The sequence below is a fragment of the Caballeronia novacaledonica genome, from assembly GCF_900258035.1.
Classification (GTDB): Bacteria; Pseudomonadota; Gammaproteobacteria; order Burkholderiales; family Burkholderiaceae; genus Caballeronia; species Caballeronia novacaledonica.
Map to the genome: position 1 here is coordinate 176970 of NZ_OGTP01000008.1, position 16734 is coordinate 193703.

20 protein-coding genes and 1 riboswitch are annotated in these 16734 nt (G+C 65.3%); of the genes, 9 read left to right on the top strand and 11 right to left on the bottom strand.

All coding sequences use genetic code 11. The features are described from left to right. Positions 1 to 5: 5 nt before the first annotated feature. Positions 6 to 1385 (top strand): CoA transferase, encoded by a 1380-nt coding sequence (locus tag NOV72_RS14360; RefSeq protein ID WP_106855260.1) that lies wholly within the window; start codon positions 6 to 8, stop codon positions 1383 to 1385. A gap of 10 nt (positions 1386 to 1395) precedes the next feature. Here the strand turns inward: NOV72_RS14360 and NOV72_RS14365 are convergent, their stop codons facing one another. Both NOV72_RS14365 and NOV72_RS14370 read right to left on the bottom strand, forming a co-directional pair. Continuing rightward, positions 1396 to 2019 (bottom strand): LysE family translocator, encoded by a 624-nt coding sequence (locus NOV72_RS14365; RefSeq protein ID WP_106855261.1) that lies wholly within the window; start codon positions 2017 to 2019, stop codon positions 1396 to 1398. Then, positions 2016 to 2645, bottom strand: a complete 630-nt coding sequence (locus NOV72_RS14370; protein ID WP_106855262.1) for an FMN-binding negative transcriptional regulator — start codon at positions 2643 to 2645, stop codon at positions 2016 to 2018. Before NOV72_RS14370 ends, NOV72_RS14365 begins: the two co-directional genes overlap by 4 nt. An 86-nt stretch (positions 2646 to 2731) precedes the next feature. On the opposite strand from NOV72_RS14370, the gene pdxR reads away from it, so the two are divergent. Continuing rightward, complete coding sequence (gene pdxR, locus NOV72_RS14375; RefSeq protein WP_106855263.1) at positions 2732 to 4192, top strand: MocR-like pyridoxine biosynthesis transcription factor PdxR; 1461 nt, start codon at positions 2732 to 2734, stop codon at positions 4190 to 4192. Between the two features lie 165 nt (positions 4193 to 4357). Here the strand turns inward: pdxR and alr are convergent, their stop codons facing one another. Beyond that, the gene (gene alr / locus NOV72_RS14380) at positions 4358 to 5461 is read right to left on the bottom strand and encodes an alanine racemase (protein ID WP_106855264.1); all 1104 of its coding nucleotides are present in this window, start codon (positions 5459 to 5461) and stop codon (positions 4358 to 4360) included. Positions 5462 to 5633: 172 nt separating this feature from the next. On the opposite strand from alr, the gene NOV72_RS14385 reads away from it, so the two are divergent. Beyond that, complete coding sequence (locus tag NOV72_RS14385; RefSeq protein WP_106855265.1) at positions 5634 to 6062, top strand: DUF6632 domain-containing protein; 429 nt, start codon at positions 5634 to 5636, stop codon at positions 6060 to 6062. Here the strand turns inward: NOV72_RS14385 and mntP are convergent. Continuing rightward, complete coding sequence (mntP, locus tag NOV72_RS14390) at positions 6028 to 6597, bottom strand: manganese efflux pump MntP (protein ID WP_106855266.1); 570 nt, start codon at positions 6595 to 6597, stop codon at positions 6028 to 6030. The two genes, NOV72_RS14385 and mntP, sit on opposite strands and share 35 nt — an antisense overlap. An 8-nt stretch (positions 6598 to 6605) precedes the next feature. Then, positions 6606 to 6772, bottom strand: a riboswitch (yybP-ykoY riboswitch). A gap of 119 nt (positions 6773 to 6891) precedes the next feature. Here mntP and NOV72_RS14395 point away from each other — a divergent pair. Both NOV72_RS14395 and NOV72_RS31975 read left to right on the top strand, forming a co-directional pair. Beyond that, a complete protein-coding gene (locus tag NOV72_RS14395) occupies positions 6892 to 7338 on the top strand; it encodes an ester cyclase (RefSeq protein ID WP_106855267.1) in 447 nt (148 codons plus the stop codon). Between the two features lie 127 nt (positions 7339 to 7465). Then, entirely contained in the window at positions 7466 to 7699 is a 234-nt protein-coding gene (locus tag NOV72_RS31975; RefSeq protein ID WP_146150004.1) for a hypothetical protein, read from the top strand. Between the two features lie 105 nt (positions 7700 to 7804). Here the strand turns inward: NOV72_RS31975 and NOV72_RS32755 are convergent, their stop codons facing one another. Then, complete coding sequence (locus tag NOV72_RS32755) at positions 7805 to 8020, bottom strand: hypothetical protein (RefSeq protein ID WP_245933041.1); 216 nt, start codon at positions 8018 to 8020, stop codon at positions 7805 to 7807. 47 nt (positions 8021 to 8067) lie between these two features. Here NOV72_RS32755 and NOV72_RS32760 point away from each other — a divergent pair, with 47 nt between their 5' ends. After that, positions 8068 to 8310 carry a hypothetical protein gene (locus NOV72_RS32760; RefSeq protein ID WP_245933042.1) on the top strand — a complete coding sequence of 81 codons (243 nt, stop codon included), beginning with the start codon at positions 8068 to 8070 and terminating at the stop codon, positions 8308 to 8310. Here the strand turns inward: NOV72_RS32760 and NOV72_RS14405 are convergent. After that, on the bottom strand, positions 8296 to 9798 hold the full coding sequence (locus NOV72_RS14405) for an outer membrane protein assembly factor BamB family protein (RefSeq protein ID WP_245933043.1): 1503 nt from the start codon (positions 9796 to 9798) through the stop codon (positions 8296 to 8298). The two genes, NOV72_RS32760 and NOV72_RS14405, sit on opposite strands and share 15 nt — an antisense overlap. Here NOV72_RS14405 and NOV72_RS32765 point away from each other — a divergent pair. Next, positions 9770 to 10033 carry a hypothetical protein gene (locus NOV72_RS32765; RefSeq protein ID WP_245933044.1) on the top strand — a complete coding sequence of 88 codons (264 nt, stop codon included), beginning with the start codon at positions 9770 to 9772 and terminating at the stop codon, positions 10031 to 10033. The genes NOV72_RS14405 and NOV72_RS32765 overlap by 29 nt on opposite strands. Positions 10034 to 10144: 111 nt before the next feature. Beyond that, a complete protein-coding gene (locus tag NOV72_RS33005; RefSeq protein ID WP_281261813.1) occupies positions 10145 to 10279 on the top strand; it encodes a hypothetical protein in 135 nt (44 codons plus the stop codon). A 41-nt stretch (positions 10280 to 10320) separates the two neighbouring features. On the opposite strand, the gene NOV72_RS14410 is transcribed toward NOV72_RS33005, so the two are convergent. The 3 genes from NOV72_RS14410 to NOV72_RS14420 form a co-directional block, all read right to left on the bottom strand. Next, complete coding sequence (locus NOV72_RS14410; protein ID WP_106855269.1) at positions 10321 to 12837, bottom strand: glucose/quinate/shikimate family membrane-bound PQQ-dependent dehydrogenase; 2517 nt, start codon at positions 12835 to 12837, stop codon at positions 10321 to 10323. A gap of 166 nt (positions 12838 to 13003) precedes the next feature. Further along, positions 13004 to 13327 carry a hypothetical protein gene (locus NOV72_RS14415; protein WP_106855270.1) on the bottom strand — a complete coding sequence of 108 codons (324 nt, stop codon included), beginning with the start codon at positions 13325 to 13327 and terminating at the stop codon, positions 13004 to 13006. A gap of 53 nt (positions 13328 to 13380) precedes the next feature. Beyond that, entirely contained in the window at positions 13381 to 13629 is a 249-nt protein-coding gene (locus NOV72_RS14420; RefSeq protein ID WP_106855345.1) for a hypothetical protein, read from the bottom strand. A gap of 259 nt (positions 13630 to 13888) precedes the next feature. Between NOV72_RS14420 and NOV72_RS32770 the strand changes: the two genes are divergently transcribed. After that, a complete protein-coding gene (locus NOV72_RS32770; protein WP_245933045.1) occupies positions 13889 to 14119 on the top strand; it encodes a hypothetical protein in 231 nt (76 codons plus the stop codon). 3 nt (positions 14120 to 14122) lie between these two features. Here NOV72_RS32770 and NOV72_RS14430 read toward each other — a convergent pair whose 3' ends face one another. Further along, the gene (locus tag NOV72_RS14430; protein WP_106855271.1) at positions 14123 to 15322 is read right to left on the bottom strand and encodes an amino acid aminotransferase; all 1200 of its coding nucleotides are present in this window, start codon (positions 15320 to 15322) and stop codon (positions 14123 to 14125) included. Between the two features lie 23 nt (positions 15323 to 15345). Beyond that, positions 15346 to 16731 carry an amino acid permease gene (locus NOV72_RS14435; protein ID WP_106855346.1) on the bottom strand — a complete coding sequence of 462 codons (1386 nt, stop codon included), beginning with the start codon at positions 16729 to 16731 and terminating at the stop codon, positions 15346 to 15348. Positions 16732 to 16734: the final 3 nt, after the last annotated feature.

Consider the following 16734-nt stretch of genomic DNA (forward strand, 5'->3'; position numbering starts at 1 on the left):
CGATCATGACTTCCCCTTTCGATACGCTTCACGACCTATGGCGCATCGCCGGCCTGCCCGACGATGCGCTTTCTTTCATCGACCTTCCGGGTCGCGAGCCGGTTTTTCCTTCGAGTTTTGCGGTCGGTACGGCGGCGCAGGCGACCATCGGCGCGGCCGCGCTCGCCGCGTGCGAACTCGGCGCGCTGCGTGGCGCGAAGCGGCAGCGCGTGTCGGTCGACATGACGCATGCGGCTGTCGAATGCACCGGAGCGTTCACGGTCGATGGCAAGGAGCCGGAGACGTGGGGACGCTTTTCCGGGCTCTATCGATGCGCCGATGGCTACGTGCGCATTCACGCGAACTTCGAGCATCATCAGGATGGCGCGCTGCGTCTGCTCGGGCTCGATCCGAAGACGGCGGCGCGCGAGGACGCCGAACGCGCGTTGCTCGCGTGGCGCGGCAGCGACTTCGAGAACGCGGCGGCGGAGCAGGGACTCGTCGTCACGATGCTGCGCACGTTCGACGAATGGGACGCGACGCGCCAGGCGCAAGCCATCGCCGCGCAGCCGTTGATGACGATCACGCGCATCGGCGATGCCGCGCCGCTCGCGCTGCCGCCCTTGTCCGCCGATGCGCGTCCGCTCGACGGCCTGCGCGTGCTCGATTTCACGCGCATTCTCGCCGGGCCGGTCGGCGGCCGCGCGCTTGCCGCATTCGGCGCGGACGTGATGCTCGTGAACGGACCGCATCTGCCGAACATTCCGGCGATCGCGGACACGAGCCGGGGCAAGCGCTCGGCGCTGCTCGATCTGCGTGCGCCGTCGGATCGGGACACGCTCTGGCGTCTGATCGACGATGCGCACGTGTTCGCGCAGGGATATCGGCCGGGCGGGATCGCGTCGATGGGTTTCGGGCCGGAAGCGCTGGCGGAACGCAGGCCGGGAATCGTCTATACGTCGCTGACCGCGTATGGCACCGAGGGTCCGTGGGCCGATCGGCGGGGCTTCGATTCGCTCGTTCAGACCGCGATGGGCTTCAACGCAGCCGAAGGCGAAGCGGCGGGCGAAAGCAAGCCGCGTCCCTTGCCCATGCAGATGCTCGACATGGCGAGCGGCTTTCTGATGGCGTTCGGCGCGGCCGCCGCGCTATGGAAACAGCAGCGCGAAGGCGGGAGCTGGCATGTGCGGATTTCGCTCGCGCAGACGGGCCACTGGTTGCGCGGACTGGGTCGCGTGGAGAACGGATTGAACACGGCGAAGCCGGATTTCGCGCCGTATGTCGAACGGTACGAATCCGGATTCGGCAGCTTGATCGCCGTGCGGCCGAGCGCTCAACTGGCGCGCACGCCGGCGGGCTATGCGCGCGATTCGGCGCCGCCGGGAACGTCCTCCGCTCAGTGGTGACGCGCGCTCGTTAAACGGCGATCGCCCTGCGCGCGAGCGCCAGATAACCGCCCAATCCGAGCATCACCAAGCCCGACGTGCGCGTAAGGAATCGCGCGCGCGCCGCACGTGCGGCACCGGGTTCGAGCAGACGCGAAGCCGCGAGCACCGCGCCCACATCGACGAGCGTATTCAGCGTCACGCAAATGCTCCCGAGCAGCACGAGTTGCGGAATCAGCGCTTGCCCTGGCGAGACGAACTGCGGCAGGAACGCGAGGAAGAAGAGCGCCGTCTTGACGTTGAGCGCTTCGACGAGAATGCCTTCGCGGAAGGCGCGTCGCGCACCGTGCGATGCGACCGGCGCGACATCGGCGGCTTCGTCCTTCCGCAGCAGAAGGCGAATGCCCAGATAGATCAGATACGCGGCGCCGATGTACTTGACGACGCCAAAGAGCGTCGCCGAGCGCGCGATCAGCAGCGAAAGGCCGAGCGCCGCCGCTGCGACGTGGAACAGGCCGCCGGCCGCCGTGCCGAGACACGACGCCATGCCTTCGGAACGCCCTCCGGCGACCGTGCGCGCGACGACATAAGCGATGCCCGGCCCGGGCGTGATCGCAAGAATGATCGCCGCAACCAGGAACGCGGCGAAGGTCATGGCGTGCCGGCCCGCGACATCGCCTGAGCCAGCGCTTCGTGTCCGCGCGCTTTCAACGTATCGGCGGCATTGATGCGATCGCGCGCCTCCTTGTTCTGGCTCAGCTTCGATTTGCCCGCCAGCGAAGTCACAGCGATCTCGATGCCGACGATATTTCGCAACATGCCGTCGATGAACGCGGGCTCGGAGTCGCCCATCTTCCACGGCTTCGGCTCGTTCGCCTCGTGCCGCCGCGTCAGGCGCGCGACGAGGCCGCGCACGAACGGCTCGTCGTCGCGCACGGTGAGCACGCCATGCGCATGCACGACCTCGTAGTTCCAGGTCGGCACCTGCCGATGCGCCTCGTGCTTGCTCGGATACCAGTTCGGCGAGATGTAGCCCTCGGCGCCGCGAAAGATCACCATGACAGGCGTGCCGGTCGGGCAGCGCTGCCAGATATCGTTGGCGCGCGCGACGTGCGCCGTGAGCAGCCCGTGCGCGCCTCGATCGGGATCGAACTCGAACGGAATGTGATTCGCGTCGAGACCGGCGTCGTCTTGCGTGACGAGAATGCCCAGCGGATACGCGCGAATGATCCGATGGAGTTCGTCGGGACGAGTCTCTGCGAAGTGCGGCGGGATATACATCGTGAATGCTCGACGGAAGGTGACGGAACTCCGTCACTATCGCGCGAAACAGGCACAATAAGAAGATCCAGTTTCGTTAGATTTTTATGGTCCAGTTGAACAAGGCTGCGGTCGGCACGGGGCAACGCATCTACGATCTGCTGCGCGCCCAGATCGCCGATGGAACATTGCCCGCAGGCGCGTGCGCGCCATCGACGCGCGCGCTGGCCGCCGATCTGGGCGTCTCGCGCACCACGGTCACGGCCGCCTACGAACAGCTCGCGGCCGAAGGCTTCCTCGTCACGTCGGCGGGGCGCGTCGCACGCGTCGCCGCGCCGCCGGTGCCGCGCGCGCCGCCCGGCCCCGCGCGCGCCGAACGCATCGCGCCCGCGCTCTCGGCATACGGCCAGCGCGTTTCCGGTCTGCCGATGCCCGCGCTCCATCAACCGAAGAAAGGCGACGTCAACTTCCTGTACGGCGCGGTGTCCGCGCGCGACTTTCCTTCGCTCATCTGGAAGCGGGCGTATCAGGCCGAGTTGCTGCGTCAGCCCGACAGCCTTTACTACGTCGCGCCCGAAGGCGATGCCTCGCTGCGGCGCGCGTTGCAGGCCTATCTCGGCCGGGCGCGCGGACTCGTCTGCGAGAGCGAGCGGATTGTCGTCGTGAACGGCACGCAGCAGGCGCTCGATCTGTGCGCGCGCGTCCTGCTCGATCCCGGCGATACGTTCGCGTTCGAAGACCCCGGCTATCTGATCGCGCGCCATTGCTTCGAGGCGTCGGGCGGCGTGCCGCTGCCGGTTCCCGTCGACGAACATGGTCTCGACACGCGCCTTCTCCCCGCCGACGGCCGCGCGCGGCTCGCGTACGTGACGCCGTCGCATCAGTTTCCGTTGGGTGGCGTGCTGCCGGTAAGACGGCGGCTCGAACTGCTCGACTGGGCGCAACGGCACGACGCCTGGATCATCGAGGACGACTACGACGGCGAGTTTCGCTACGGCCAGCGCCCGATCGACGCATTGCAATCGATCGATTCGAATGGCCGCGTGATCTACATCGGCACTTTCTCGAAGGCGCTTTCGCCGCATCTCCGGCTCGGCTACATGATCCTGCCGCACGATCTCGTGCCCGTGTTCCGACGCGCCAAAAGGTTGAGCGACCGTCACTCGGCGGTCATCGAGCAGCGCGTGCTCGCGGCGCTGATCGAGAGCGGCGCGTATGAACGTCACGTGCGGCGCGTGCGGCGCGAATACGAGCGGCGTCGCGCGGCGTTGCTCGATGCCATCGCGCATTTGCTGCCGCGCAGCGCGCGGGTGACCGGCACGGCCGCCGGGCTGCACGTCACGCTATGGTTGCCGTTTCTCGATTCGAACGATGAAGCCGCGCTCGTCGCCGCCGCGCATGCGAAGGGCGTGGGCGTCTATCCGGTGTCGCCGCTTTATGCCGCGCCGGCCGGCGCCGGGCGGCATCGTCCCGCTGGCTTGATCCTCGGTTATGCGAGCGTGCCGGTCGATGAGATCCGCAGAGGCATTCAGATTCTCGCCGGCGTGATCGGGCGGTCGGGCGCGTGAGATGTCCGCGCGTCCGGGCTGCAGCGCGTATCGGATCTTCGCGTGCGTCCGCGGATCGTCGCCCGCGTAGCTGCGAAAGAGCGTCATCCGGCGTCGCGCCTTCGTCGATCGCATTTCAGCAGCATGCGAGCACGTTGGAGGCTCGAACCTTCCGCTACGTGAGGGTCAAGCGGAATGCGCTTCGGGCTGATTCGGCACGCCTGCGTCGATGGCGACCGGCACGCGCCGCGCAAGCGCGCACATCAACTCGTAGCCGATCGTTCCGGACGGCTCGGCCACTTCGTCCACTCTGACGTGCTCGCCCCAGAGTTCCGCCGTCGATCCGATGCCCGCCGCCGGGCAGGGCGTCAGATCGACGGTGAGCATGTCCATCGACACACGCCCGACGATGCGCGTGCGCACGCCGTCGATCATCACGGGCGTGCCCGTCGGCGCGTGGCGCGGATAGCCGTCCGCGTAGCCGCACGCCACCACGCCGATGCGCATCGCGCGATCCGCCGTGAAGGTGCGGCCATAGCCGATCGTCTCGCCCGGCGCGAGCGTCTGCACGCCGATGATGCGGCTTTCGAGCGTCATCGCCGCGCGCAAGGGGAAGCCTTCGATGTTGCGCATGCGGCCCGTCGGCGATGCGCCGTAGAGGATCGTGCCGGGCCGCACCCAGTCGCGATGCGCGCGCGGATGCCACAGCACCGCCGCCGAATTCGACAGCGAGCGCGTGCCGGGAAGGTTGCGCGTGGCGGCATCGAATTCGTCGATTTGCCAGTCGATCGCGCCATCGTCCGCGTTCGCGAAGTGACTCATCAGGCCGATGGAGCCGACCGCCGCGATCTCCGACGCACGTTCCCACGCCGTCTCGTATTCGCCCGGCCGGAACCCGAGCCGGTTCATGCCCGAGTTCATTTTCAACTGAATGTCGATGCGCTCGTTCGGCCGCGCCGCCTTCAGCAGCGCGAGTTGTTCGTCGCAATGCACCGTCACCGTCAGGCGATGACGATCCGCCGTCTCGACGTCCGCAGGCTCGAAAATGCCTTCGAGCAGCAGGATCGGCTTCTGCCAGCCGAGTTCGCGCACGCGCACGGCTTCGTCGAGATCGAGCAGCGCGATGCCGTCGGCTTCCGCGAGCGCCGGATAGATGCGCTCGATGCCGTGACCGTAGGCATTCGCCTTGATGACGGACCAGACGCGCGAGGACGGCGCCATGCGTTTGACGAACTGAAGATTCTGACGAACGGCGTCGAGATGAATGCGCGTGAAAATCGGACGTGGCATGACGTGCTGGATTAAGGGTTGAAGGCAGTGGAATGATGGATCGTATCGACCAAACGGCAGTGGTTGTTATTTTATTTGCGCCGATTTTTGGACGAAACACCTGCCGACTTCAACGCCGTTCGAGCGCGCTTCACGGTATTGTGTCGCTCATGTCGCCGCCGAGGACTACGCCATGAACGACGCCCGCCGTCTCGCCTGTCTGCGCATCGTGCTTGTCATTGTTGGGCTGATCGCACTGTTCGGCCTCGGGCCGCTGATGCTGCTCTGGCCTTCTGGATGGGCGTGGGAAAGCGGCCACGCGGGCCGCTCCGAATATGCGCTGATGATCGTCGGCATCTATGCGACGCTCGGCGTGTTCCTGCTCATCGCATCGCGCGAACCGATGCGGCATCTGAGCCTCATCTGGTTCACGGTGTGGTCGAGTGTCGTGCACGGCGCGATCATGGCCGTGCAATCGTTCGGCGGCGCGGGGCATCTCGGCCACCTGGCAGGCGATGTCCCCGCGCTTTTCATCGTCGCCGCCGCGCTCGCGGTCTTCACGCCGCGCGGCGACAGGGCGCGCATGCTCAGCGCAGATAGCCGAGATGCTCGGCCAGAATGACGCTGCCGACGCCGATCAGAATCAGCCCGCCGACGATTTCCGCCCGCTTGCCGATGGTCGCGCCGACGAGCCGCCCGACCATCACGCCGATCGTCACCATCAGCATGGTCGCGAAGCCGATGCTCGCGGCCGTCGAGAAAATATCGACATCGATGAAAGCGAGGCCCGCGCCGACCGCCATCGCGTCGATGCTGGTCGCAAAGCCGGTGAGCGCGAGGACCCAGAACGAATGCGAGTTGGGTTTTTCCTCGTCGTGGGCGGCTTCGCTGAAGCCTTCGCGGATCATGCGCGCGCCGAGCAGGAACAGCAGGCCGAACGCGATCCAGTGGTCCCAGGCCGTCACGTACTGGGCGGCCGCTTTGCCGAGCGCCCAGCCGACGAGCGGCGTCAGCGCCTCGATCACGCCGAAGATCACGCCGGTCTTCAACGCTTCCGCGATACGCGGTTTGTGCAGGGTGGCGCCTTTGCCGACGGCGGCGGCGAATGCGTCGGTGGACATGGCGAAGGCTAGAAATATTGTGGAAGCGACGTTCATCGGGTAGCGCTCAGGTCGGGCAAGATGGAACGACAGAACGCGCGCCCGACCGGTCGCGAATTCTGTCGATGGTCTTGCCAACCTGTGATGGTTGCCCATGCCACGGTCTGAACGACCGAGCGTGTTGACATGGGCGCTTTTCCATTGCGGAAAAGCCGGCTACTCCCCAGCGAAGAACCGTAATTTTAACATGGTTCGATGACCGTTCCTGCGTTCATGCGACCGCTTGCGGTACAGTGAGCGGGCAATGCCGCCGTTCCCACCTCATGCAGACAGCACCGAGAAGGAGGCACCATGCCGGCAGCTCAACCGCCTCAATCGGCCGCGCGCGAAGCGGTCGAGCGTCTCTATCGCGCGTTTTCCACGAAGGACGTCGCGCTCTTGCGGCAGGCCGTCACACCCGACTGGGAATACCTTCCCGAGCCGCCGGGACAACAACCCGGTCCGGACCAGATGATCCCCATCTTCGAAGATCTCACGACCGCGCTGCCCGACATGCGCATCGAGATTCTCGACATGCTGGTGCAGGACGATCGCGTCGGCATCCGGGCCGAAGTCAGCGGCACGCAATCCGGGCCGCTCCTGGGCATCGCCGCGACGAAAAAGCCGATCCGCTTCGCGATTCATTCGTTTCACGAACTGCGCGACGGACTGGTGTCGAAAACCTGGCATCTCGAAGACTGGCTGAGCGTGTTCCGGCAACTCGATGCCGTGCCGCCGAGGGTGAATCCGCCGGTCTAGCCGCGTCTGAATATGTGAAGACGTGACCAGGGTCGAGGGGGACGCCTCGACCTGCTAATATCCAGCGAGATCGACCGGACGTTCGCATGCCCGTTTGATCACGGCGAACACCCGTAGACTCTGGACCATGGACGAAACCAGCAAATTCCGCGATGCCTTTCTCAAAGTATTTTTCAACCGCCGGGGCAACGCCGAGCGGGTGAGCATCCTTTCAAGTAGCGGCGACAAGGCGCGCGATGCCTTATGCGTCGAGTATTGCCGGAAAATGGTGATACCGATACCGCGTAACGGCACGAAAATTAACGGAGAGCTCTGGCGAACGATACGCATCAAGGCGGATGCGGTTTTCACGCGAACGTAGCATTGGCGCTTCGCGGGATACCAAGGATGAGCGCGTCGGCATCCGGGCCGAAGTCAGCGTGTTTTGGCAACTCGATGCCGTGCCGCCGAAGGTGAATCCGCCGGTCTAGCCGCGTCGCATGCGCGGCTTCGCGCCCGGCAAGGCGTTCGCGCGCAGCACATGCTCGACGCACAATCCGACGAGCGTCGCGTCCAGCCGCTCCAGCGCGCTCGCGGCGGCCCGCAACGCGGGTTCGTCGGTGCCGAAGGAATCGAAGAAAAGCCAGTCACGCTGGCGCGCCGCCACCCGCGCCGCCTGCACGGCCGCGCACAGCTCTCGCATGCGCGCGCCTTCTTCTCCAGCACGCCGACGAGCACTTCGAGCGGCTCATGCGCGTTGCGGGCGACGCTCGGGCGCGCGTCGTCGAAGAGCGAGAGAAATCGCAGCACGCCGCCCTGCAACCGGCGATGCGCATCGACGAGATCGCGGATCGATTCGGTGCGCTCGTGATCGCACGCCACCTTCACGGTGATGAAGGTCGCGCCGTAACCGCCGTCGGCCGGCTCGCGCTGGCTGCGTCGATAGGTGAAATCAGCATGATGCACCGCGTTTCCGTCTTATTTCGGCAATAAGCCGAACACGGCGACGCCGTTTTTCGTGCCGACATACACCTTGCCGTTCGCGATCATCGGCGTGATGAACTTGTTGCCCTGGCCGAACTGGTCGCGCGCGCCGGCGTCGTTGCTGCTGTAGAGCTGGCGGGCGAGATTGGCCGCGTCGTATGCGCGCAGCGCGCCGGTCGTACCGTTCTGCGCCGCCCACAAGATGCCGTTCGACGTGCCGTTCGCGGAAATGCTCGGCGTCGCGCCGGGAAAGCCGAAAGTGTTCGATGTCTGGCTCGTCGAGGCTCCCGACAGCACGGCGTTCGTCACCGAAAAAGCCCTGATGCTGTCGCCGACCGCGCCGAAATAGACCGTGTTGTTGAAATACGCCGGCGCGCCGAACATCGCGCCGCGAATCTGGCCGACGAGTTCCTGATAGATGTGATCCGCGTTCGAATCGAATTTGCCCATCGACGAGCGGTTCACGACGTAGATCGTCGCGTTCTTGCCCGCGCCGATCGCGAGCTGCCGGACCGCGCCGCTCGCATCGGTGAAATCGGGGAGAACCATCGCGCCGCCGGAGCCCAGATCCTCGTCCTGATTCGATTCCTGCACCGTGTTCGAAGGCTCGAAATAGTCCTGCACCCTGAGCGGCGACGTATCGAGCCTCAAGAAACCATTGCCGAAATTGCCGTTGATGGGCATTTCCTGCGCGTTTTGCGTCGGATCGAAGGTGCCGTTCGCGTCGAGGAAGAAAATCGCCGCGCCGTCCGACGCGAGGCCCGCGCCGCTCATCCAGATCGAGCCCATCTGTCCGTTCGGCGTGACGTTCAGCACGCTCGCCTGCTGCAGCGTGTTCGCGTCGTAACCCATCACCCAGCCGGTGTACGGCATGAAATCGCAGTGCGACGTCCACGCGGTATAGACGACGCCGTTCAGCAGCAGCAACGCCGCGCGCTCGGCGTACTGGCCCGGATCGAACGTGAGCGTGCCGTTCTGGCTGCCCGCGCCGTTGCCGGGATACGTCGCGCGGATTTCGGTCGGGCCGTTGAAGAGTTCGGCGCCGGTCGTGAGGTCGAGCGCGTGCATGCGCTGGTGATAGCCGCCCGACGCGTCCTTCGACATGCCGACGACGTACATCGCGCCATTCGGGCCGCGCGAACGGTCGATGACCGGCGTCGCCGTGACGCCGATAGTCGGCGTGATCTGCGTGCACTTGTGGTCGTCGCTGGGCGTTTCGCCGTTGCCGAGCGTCGAGACTTTCCAGAGAACAGTGCCGGTGTCGGCGTCGAAGGCGTAGACGCTGGCGTTTTCCGTCGCGACATACACCACGTTGTGCGTGCCACCCGCGATCGGGACGGCTTTCAGGAAAAGCGGCTGGGCATCGACGGCGCCGTCGACGGAAAACATCGCGAGCTTGCCGAACGTGCTCGAAGCGACGTTCGCGGGCGTGAGGACGGTTTCCGCAAGCTGCTGGCCGGTGCGGGCGATGTCGTTGTGCCAGGTTGCGACGTCCATCGACGACGCGACGGCAGGCGCCGACGCGCCCGGTGGACTCGAAGCCGCAGCAGGCGCCGACGCGCTCGACGGACTCGAAGCCGCGGCAGGCGCACTGCTGCCGCTCGCCGCCGAGCTGTCAGTGCTGGACCCGCCGCCGCCGCTGCACGCACCGATAATCGCGACCGCGAGCGTCACGCCGGCCGCCGCGACCAAAGTCAGGAACCGCATCTTCATTGCCTGCTCCCCAGCGTGAGACGGGACGACGCGGCGATTCACGTTCGCGCGCAAAGAATTTGTTGCAATGCATCACAATGTGCTAACCTAGGGTTATTACCTAGTTAGTTACCCTAGTACGGAGTCCGCCATGGGAATCATCGCCGCCACGCCAATCGCTCTCGTTTCCTTCATCGCCGCGAAAGTGCGCGCCGCCACGCGCGACGCGCTCATCGCACGCGCCAAGGTCAGCGCGCTGATGGCCGAGGCCTATCGTCGAACGTAACGTGCCGGCGCGGGAGAATATTCCCGCGCCTTGTTCATCGCTCATGGCAGCGTGTAGGCGATCACGTAATCGCCCGCCTTCGTGCCGAGCGAGCCGTGACCGCCCGCCGTCACGAGCACGTATTGCTTGCCGCTCGCGTCGGCGTAGCTCATCGGCGTGGACTGCCCGCCAGCCGGCAGACGCGCTTCCCACAGTTTCTTGCCGTCGCGCACGTCGTACGCGCGCACGTATTGATCGAGCGTGCCCGTCAGGAACGCGACGCCGCCCGCCGTCACGATCGTCCCGCCGAGGCTCGGCACGCCGAGCGGCATGGGAATCGGCAACGGCGCGCTGTCGACGATCGTGCCGTTCTTGTGCATCCACGCGATCTTGTTCGTGCGCAGATCGACGCCCGCCATGTAGCCCCACGGCGGCGCCTGACACGGAATCCCGAGCGGTGAGAGAAACGCGCTGATTTCATAGGCGAACGGCGTGCCGCGCGCCTGCTTGATGCCGCTCGTCTCGCTCGTGCTCGTGGCGCCTTCCTGGAGCTTCTCGCGCGGAATCAGCTTCGACGTGAACGCCATGTAATCCGGATTCGCGATCAGAATCTGCCGCACCGGATCGACCGAAATTCCGCCCCAGTCGAACACGCCGAAATTGCCCGGAAACACCAGCGTTCCCTGCTCCGACGGCGGCGTGAACGGCCCGTCGTAACGCAGGCTCCTGAACTTGACGCGGCACCAGAGCTGATCGAACGGCGTCGTGCCCCACATGTCCGCTTCCTTCACGTGCGGCGGATTGAAGTTGAGCGCGGAAACCGCCTGCGTCGGCGCGCTGTGATCGCCCTTCGCCGCGCCCTGCGGCACCGGCACCTCGCTGATCGGCACGATCGGCTGCCCGGTTTCGCGATTCAGCACGTAAATGCTGCCCTGTTTCGTCGATGCGATCACCGCCGGCTGCGTGCCCTGCGCCGTCTGCAGGTCGACGAGCGTCGGCTGCCCGCCGACGTCCATGTCCCACAGATCGTGGTGCGTGAACTGATAGTTCCAGCGCGCCTTGCCCGTCGCGGCATCGAGCGCGACGAGGCCCGCCGCGTACTTCTCCGCCTGCGGCGTGCGTCCGCCGCCCCACTGGTCGGGCGTCTGATTGCCCATCGGCAGATAGATCATGCCGCGCTTCTCGTCGACGCTGAACATCGACCACATGTTCGGCGAATTGCGGACGTACGTGCCGCCCGCCGCGATCGGCTCGGTGGCGTCCGGATTGCCCGGGTCCCAGTTCCAGACGAGATGGCCGTCGTTGACGTCGAACGCGCGGATCACGCCCGAAGGCTCGTTGTTCGATTCGTTGTCGGTCACGTGGCCGCCGACGATCACGAGATTGCGGAACAGCGCCGGCGGCGACGTCGAGTAATAGCCGCCCGGCGTGAACGGGCCGATGTTCGCGCGCAGATCGATCGCGCCGTTCTTGCCGAAGCTCGTGCACGGTTTGCCGGTTTCCGCGTCGAGGGCGATCAGGCGGGCGTCGGCGGTCGGAAGAAACAGGCGGCGCGGGCATTCGGCGAGCGCCGTGGTTTGCGCGGGCGTCTGCACGGGCGCGGCGGGCTCGGATGCCGCCGCCGGTTCGGACGCGGCCTGCGCCTCGGTATCGGACGATGCTGCCGGCGCGGACGATGCAGCCGGCGCGGATGCCGCCGCAGCCTCGGCGGGCATCGGATGCATCGCGGCATCGTAATAAGCGACGCCACGGCAGGTCATATGCTCCCAATGCTTGAAGCCGATCGGGCTCTGAATCTGCGGATCGAAGCGCCATTTTTCCTTGCCGCTCGCCGCATCGAGCGCGATCACCTTGCTGTGCGGCGTGCACAGGAAGATCGTGTCGCCGACCTTGAGCGGCGTATTTTCGTCGGTGGTTTCGGTCGGGTCGCCGGGGCCGGGCATGTCGCCGGTGCGATACGTCCACGCCACTTTCAACTGATGCGCGTTCTCCGGCGTGATCTGCGCGAGCGGCGCGTAACGCTGCGCGAGCGGCGAGCCGCCGTAGTCGGTCCAGTCGCCCGGCGCGCGGCCGGTCGCGGCGTTGGCATCGGCCTGATTGGCGTCGGCGGCCACATTCACGTCGATACGCCCCGGCTGGTCGTGCGGATCGATGAAATACGTGCCGATGCCGAGCAGCAGCGCGAGCACGATCGCGGCGGCGAGCGGCGTGCGCACCGCGCGCGCGGTCGCAGGCGGACCGAACAGCGCGCCGCGATGCACGAACGGAATCAGCAGCCAGATTCCGAGCAGCACCCAGATCCACAGGCGCGGCATGAGTTGCCAGAAGTCGAAATGCACTTCGAACACGGCCCAGATCGTCGAGCCGAACAACACGAGCGCGAACAGCAGCAGCGCGGAACGCCGCCGTATCAGCAGCAGAAGCCCGGTCAGGACGATGGCCGCGCCCGCGATCGCGTAGTACCACGATCCTTTCAGCGTGACGAGATACGCACCGCCCGCCGCCAGCAACGCGCCGATGACGATGAACACGACGGCCGTGAAGAACGTGAGCGGATGAAGTCTTCCGTTGCCAGCCATGCTGAAACCTCCGTGACGATGAATGGCGGAACACGGCCGCCGCGCGGTCGTGGTTCGGACGTTGTCGCGTCGTGGGTGGGAGCAATCGCTGTGCCGTTCGGCGAGAGATGACGCGTGCGAGGCGTGCTTACAGATGACTTCCGGGGAAAAGGCGCGCGCCTTCGATTCAGAGCGGCCTCGGCCAGAGTCCGCCGCACGCATTCGCGGGCATGACGCCGGAGACGAACGCCGCTTTCAGGTCGGCGCGTTCGGAAAAACGCGGGGCATCGAACCACTTCAGGAATTCGTCGCTCCAGTTTCCCCACGCGTTTTCGTCGAAATCGAAATCCTCGTCGATGCGGCCGTTGTCGCGCAGATACGCGCCGACCACTTGCGTGCCGTTCCAGTACGCGACGGCGACGTCGGTCAGATCGGCGGTCATGCCGCGCGGCAGATCGCGCAGCAGCATCGCGACATGCGCCTTGAACGATTTGAATTCGGTCGGTCTCATCGCGTGCTCCGCTTCAAAAAGTGCGTGAAAAAACCTGCATGCGGCGCGCTCGTTCAGCCGAACACGCCTTTGTTCAAATCCTTTTCGAACGCGGCGGTCCATTGCGTGCCGTGTCCGATGCGATATTCGCGTTCTTTCAGCGTGGAACGTCGCGTGATGGTGATGACGCCCTGCAACGGATAAACGTCGTCCACGACATCGGACGCGCCGCCTTCCTGCACGAGAAAATCGCTTTCGTCGAGCCGATGGCGCGCGAGAATCGCGAGGAAATCCGCTCTTTCGTCCGGTGCGATCACAGTCATGAGGCCCTCCGCGATCGAAGGCTGTTTCATTCAAAGTAGCACACGCGCGGAGGAACGTCGGCGCATATCTTGCGATGAGCGCGGGACGGCGCACGCGCCATTTTCCTGGGAGCCGAATGTCGATGAATCGCGAAACGATGTTTCTCTGCGCGGCGGCGCTGGCCGTCTGCACGCACACGCCGACGACGCCGTCTGCGGCACGCTCGAAAGCGCAACCAACGGGCAAGGCGGCATGATCGCGCTGCGCGAGGGAGAAAGCGTGAATTTCTGGCGGGGCGGCGCCGTGCGGCACGGCGCGCTGCATATCTACAAGGACGGCGAGGTGTATCGCGTGTACTGGCAGCCGGAGGGAAGCGGCGACCTGTATGTGCTCGCGAATGAAAGCGCGACCAGCGCGCGGCTTATCCTGACGCCGCCGCGCGGCACGAAAGTCGACACGGGACCGGGCAGCCTGCCGCCGCAGAAAGTGCTGTCCTGTCCCGCGCTGTAGTGCTTACTTCGTTGCGAGCACCTTGCCGATCGCATCGGCGACGGTCTGCACGTTGCTGTCGTTCAGACCCGCGACGCACATGCGGCCCGAGCGCAGGATATACACGCCGAATTCCTCCTTGAGCCGGTCCGCCTGATCCGCGACGAGACCCGTGTACGTGAACATGCCGCGCTGCCTGATGTAACGCGTGAGCATTTCGCCGCGCACGTGATCTTTCAGGCCGTCGTGGATCGCCTGGCGCATGCGCGCGATGCGCTGGCACATCGAAGCGAGTTCCCGTTCCCACGATTGTTTCAGTTCGGGCGTGTTCAGCACGTGCGTGACGATTTTCGCGCCGTGCGTCGGCGGATTGCTGTAGTTCGCGCGCACCGCGCTCGTCAACTGGCCGAGCACGCGATCGGCTTCGGCGGCATCGTCGCTTATGACGTGCAGGCCGCCGCAACGCTCGCCGTACAGCGAGAAATTCTTCGAGAACGAATTCGCGATGAACGCCGGCACGCCACGGCGCGCGAGTTCGCGCACGGCGAACGCATCGTCGTCCAGACCCGCGCCGAAGCCCTGATACGCCATGTCGACGAACGGCAGCAGATCGCGCTTTTCCAGCACGTCGATGACCTTCAGCCATTGCGGCTGATCGAGATCCACGCCCGTCGGGTTATGGCAGCACGCGTGCAGCAGGACGACGCTCTTCGCGGGCAGCTTGTCGATGGCTTCGAGCATCGCGTCGAAGCGCAGGCCGCCGGTGGCTTCGTCGTAATACGGATACGTGTTCACTTCGAACCCGGCGCGCTCGAAGATGAAACGATGGTTCTCCCACGTCGGGTCGCTCACCCACACTTTCGATTGCGGGAAATAGCGCTTGATGAAATCCGCGCCGACCTTCAGCGCGCCCGAGCCGCCGAGCGTCTGCACGCTCGCGATGCGGCCGTCCGCGCGCGCCGGGCTGTCGTTGCCGAACACGAGCGACTGCACGACGTCGCGATAATGCGCGAAACCGGCCATCGGCAAGTAAGGCTTCGGTCCGAGATTCTTCAGGATCGACAGTTCCGCTTCGCGCACCGCCTGCATCACGGGCAGGCGGCCTTCGTCGTCGAAGTAGATGCCGATGCTCAGGTTGACCTTGTTGGTGCGCGGGTCCTTCTGGAAGTTTTCATTCAGCGACAGAATCGGGTCGCCGGGGTAGGCATCGATATGTTCGAACATGGTGTCGGTATCAGGACGAGAGATCAGCGAGATTGCAGGCGGTTGGCGCGCGTCGCGTCATCGCCTCTTTTTTTGAGATAGTAGCCGATTCCGAGAACGGCCAGCCACACGGGGATCAGCCAGACGGACAGGCGCAGGTCCGGAATCTCGTACATGACCCACACGATGCCCGCGAGAAACGCGAGCACGATGTAGTTCGTGAACGGATGGCCGAAGCTCGGAAACGACGTCGTTGCATGGCTCGCGCGCTTTTGCCGCCGGAACATGAGGTGGATGATGCTGATCATCGCCCAGTTGATGACGAGCGCCGACACCGCGAGGCCCATCAGAAGGCCGAACGCGCGTCCCGGAATCACGTAGTTGATGACGACGCAGGCCGCCGTGACGAACGCCGACACCGCCAGCGCCGCGAGCGGAATGCCGCGCCCGCTCACGTTCAGGAGCGCGCGCGGCGCGTTGCCTTGCTGCGCGAGACCGTAGAGCATGCGGCTGTTCGCGTACACGCCGCTGTTGTACACGGACAGCGCGGCCGTCAGCACGATCACGTTGAGCACGTTCGCGACGAGCGTGCTGTTCATTTCGCGGAAGATCAGCACGAACGGGCTGCCGCCGCTCGCGACCTTGTCCCACGGATACAGCGCGAGCAGCACCCCGAGCGCGCCGACATAGAAAATCAGAATGCGATAGATGACCTGATTGGTCGCGCGCGGAATGCTGCGCGACGGATCTTCCGCTTCCGCCGCCGTGATGCCGACCAGTTCCAGCCCGCCGAACGAGAACATGATGACGGCCATCGACATCACGAGTCCGTGCACGCCGTTCGGGAAGAAGCCGCCGAGCCGCCACAGGTTCGTGATGCTCGCCTCCGGCCCCGCCTTGCCCGACGCGAGCAGATAGCCGCCGAACAGGATCATCCCGACGATCGCCGCCACTTTCACGATCGCGAACCAGAACTCCGTCTCGCCGTAGGACTTCACGCTCGTCAGGTTGATCGCATTGACGATGACGAAGCATCCGAGCGCCGGTATCCACGCCGGCAGCCCCGGCCACCAGTACTGCATGTAGATGCCGATGGCCGAGAGCTCCGCCATGCTCACCAGGATGTAGATCGCCCAGTAGTTCCAGCCGGAGATGAAGCCGGCGGCGTGGCCCCAGTATTTGTCGGCGAAATGGCTGAAGGAACCGGCGACCGGCTCGTCGACGATCATCTCGCCCAGTTGCCGCATGATGAAAAACGCCATCAGGCCGGCGATCGCGTAGCCGAGCAGCACGGACGGGCCGGCGAGTTTGATCGTCTGCGCGACGCCGAGAAAAAGCCCCGTGCCGATCGCGCCGCCGAGCGCGATCAACTGGATGTGACGGCTCTTGAGGCCGCGCCTGAGTGGTTCGTTCGTATTGCCTGAAATCATGTC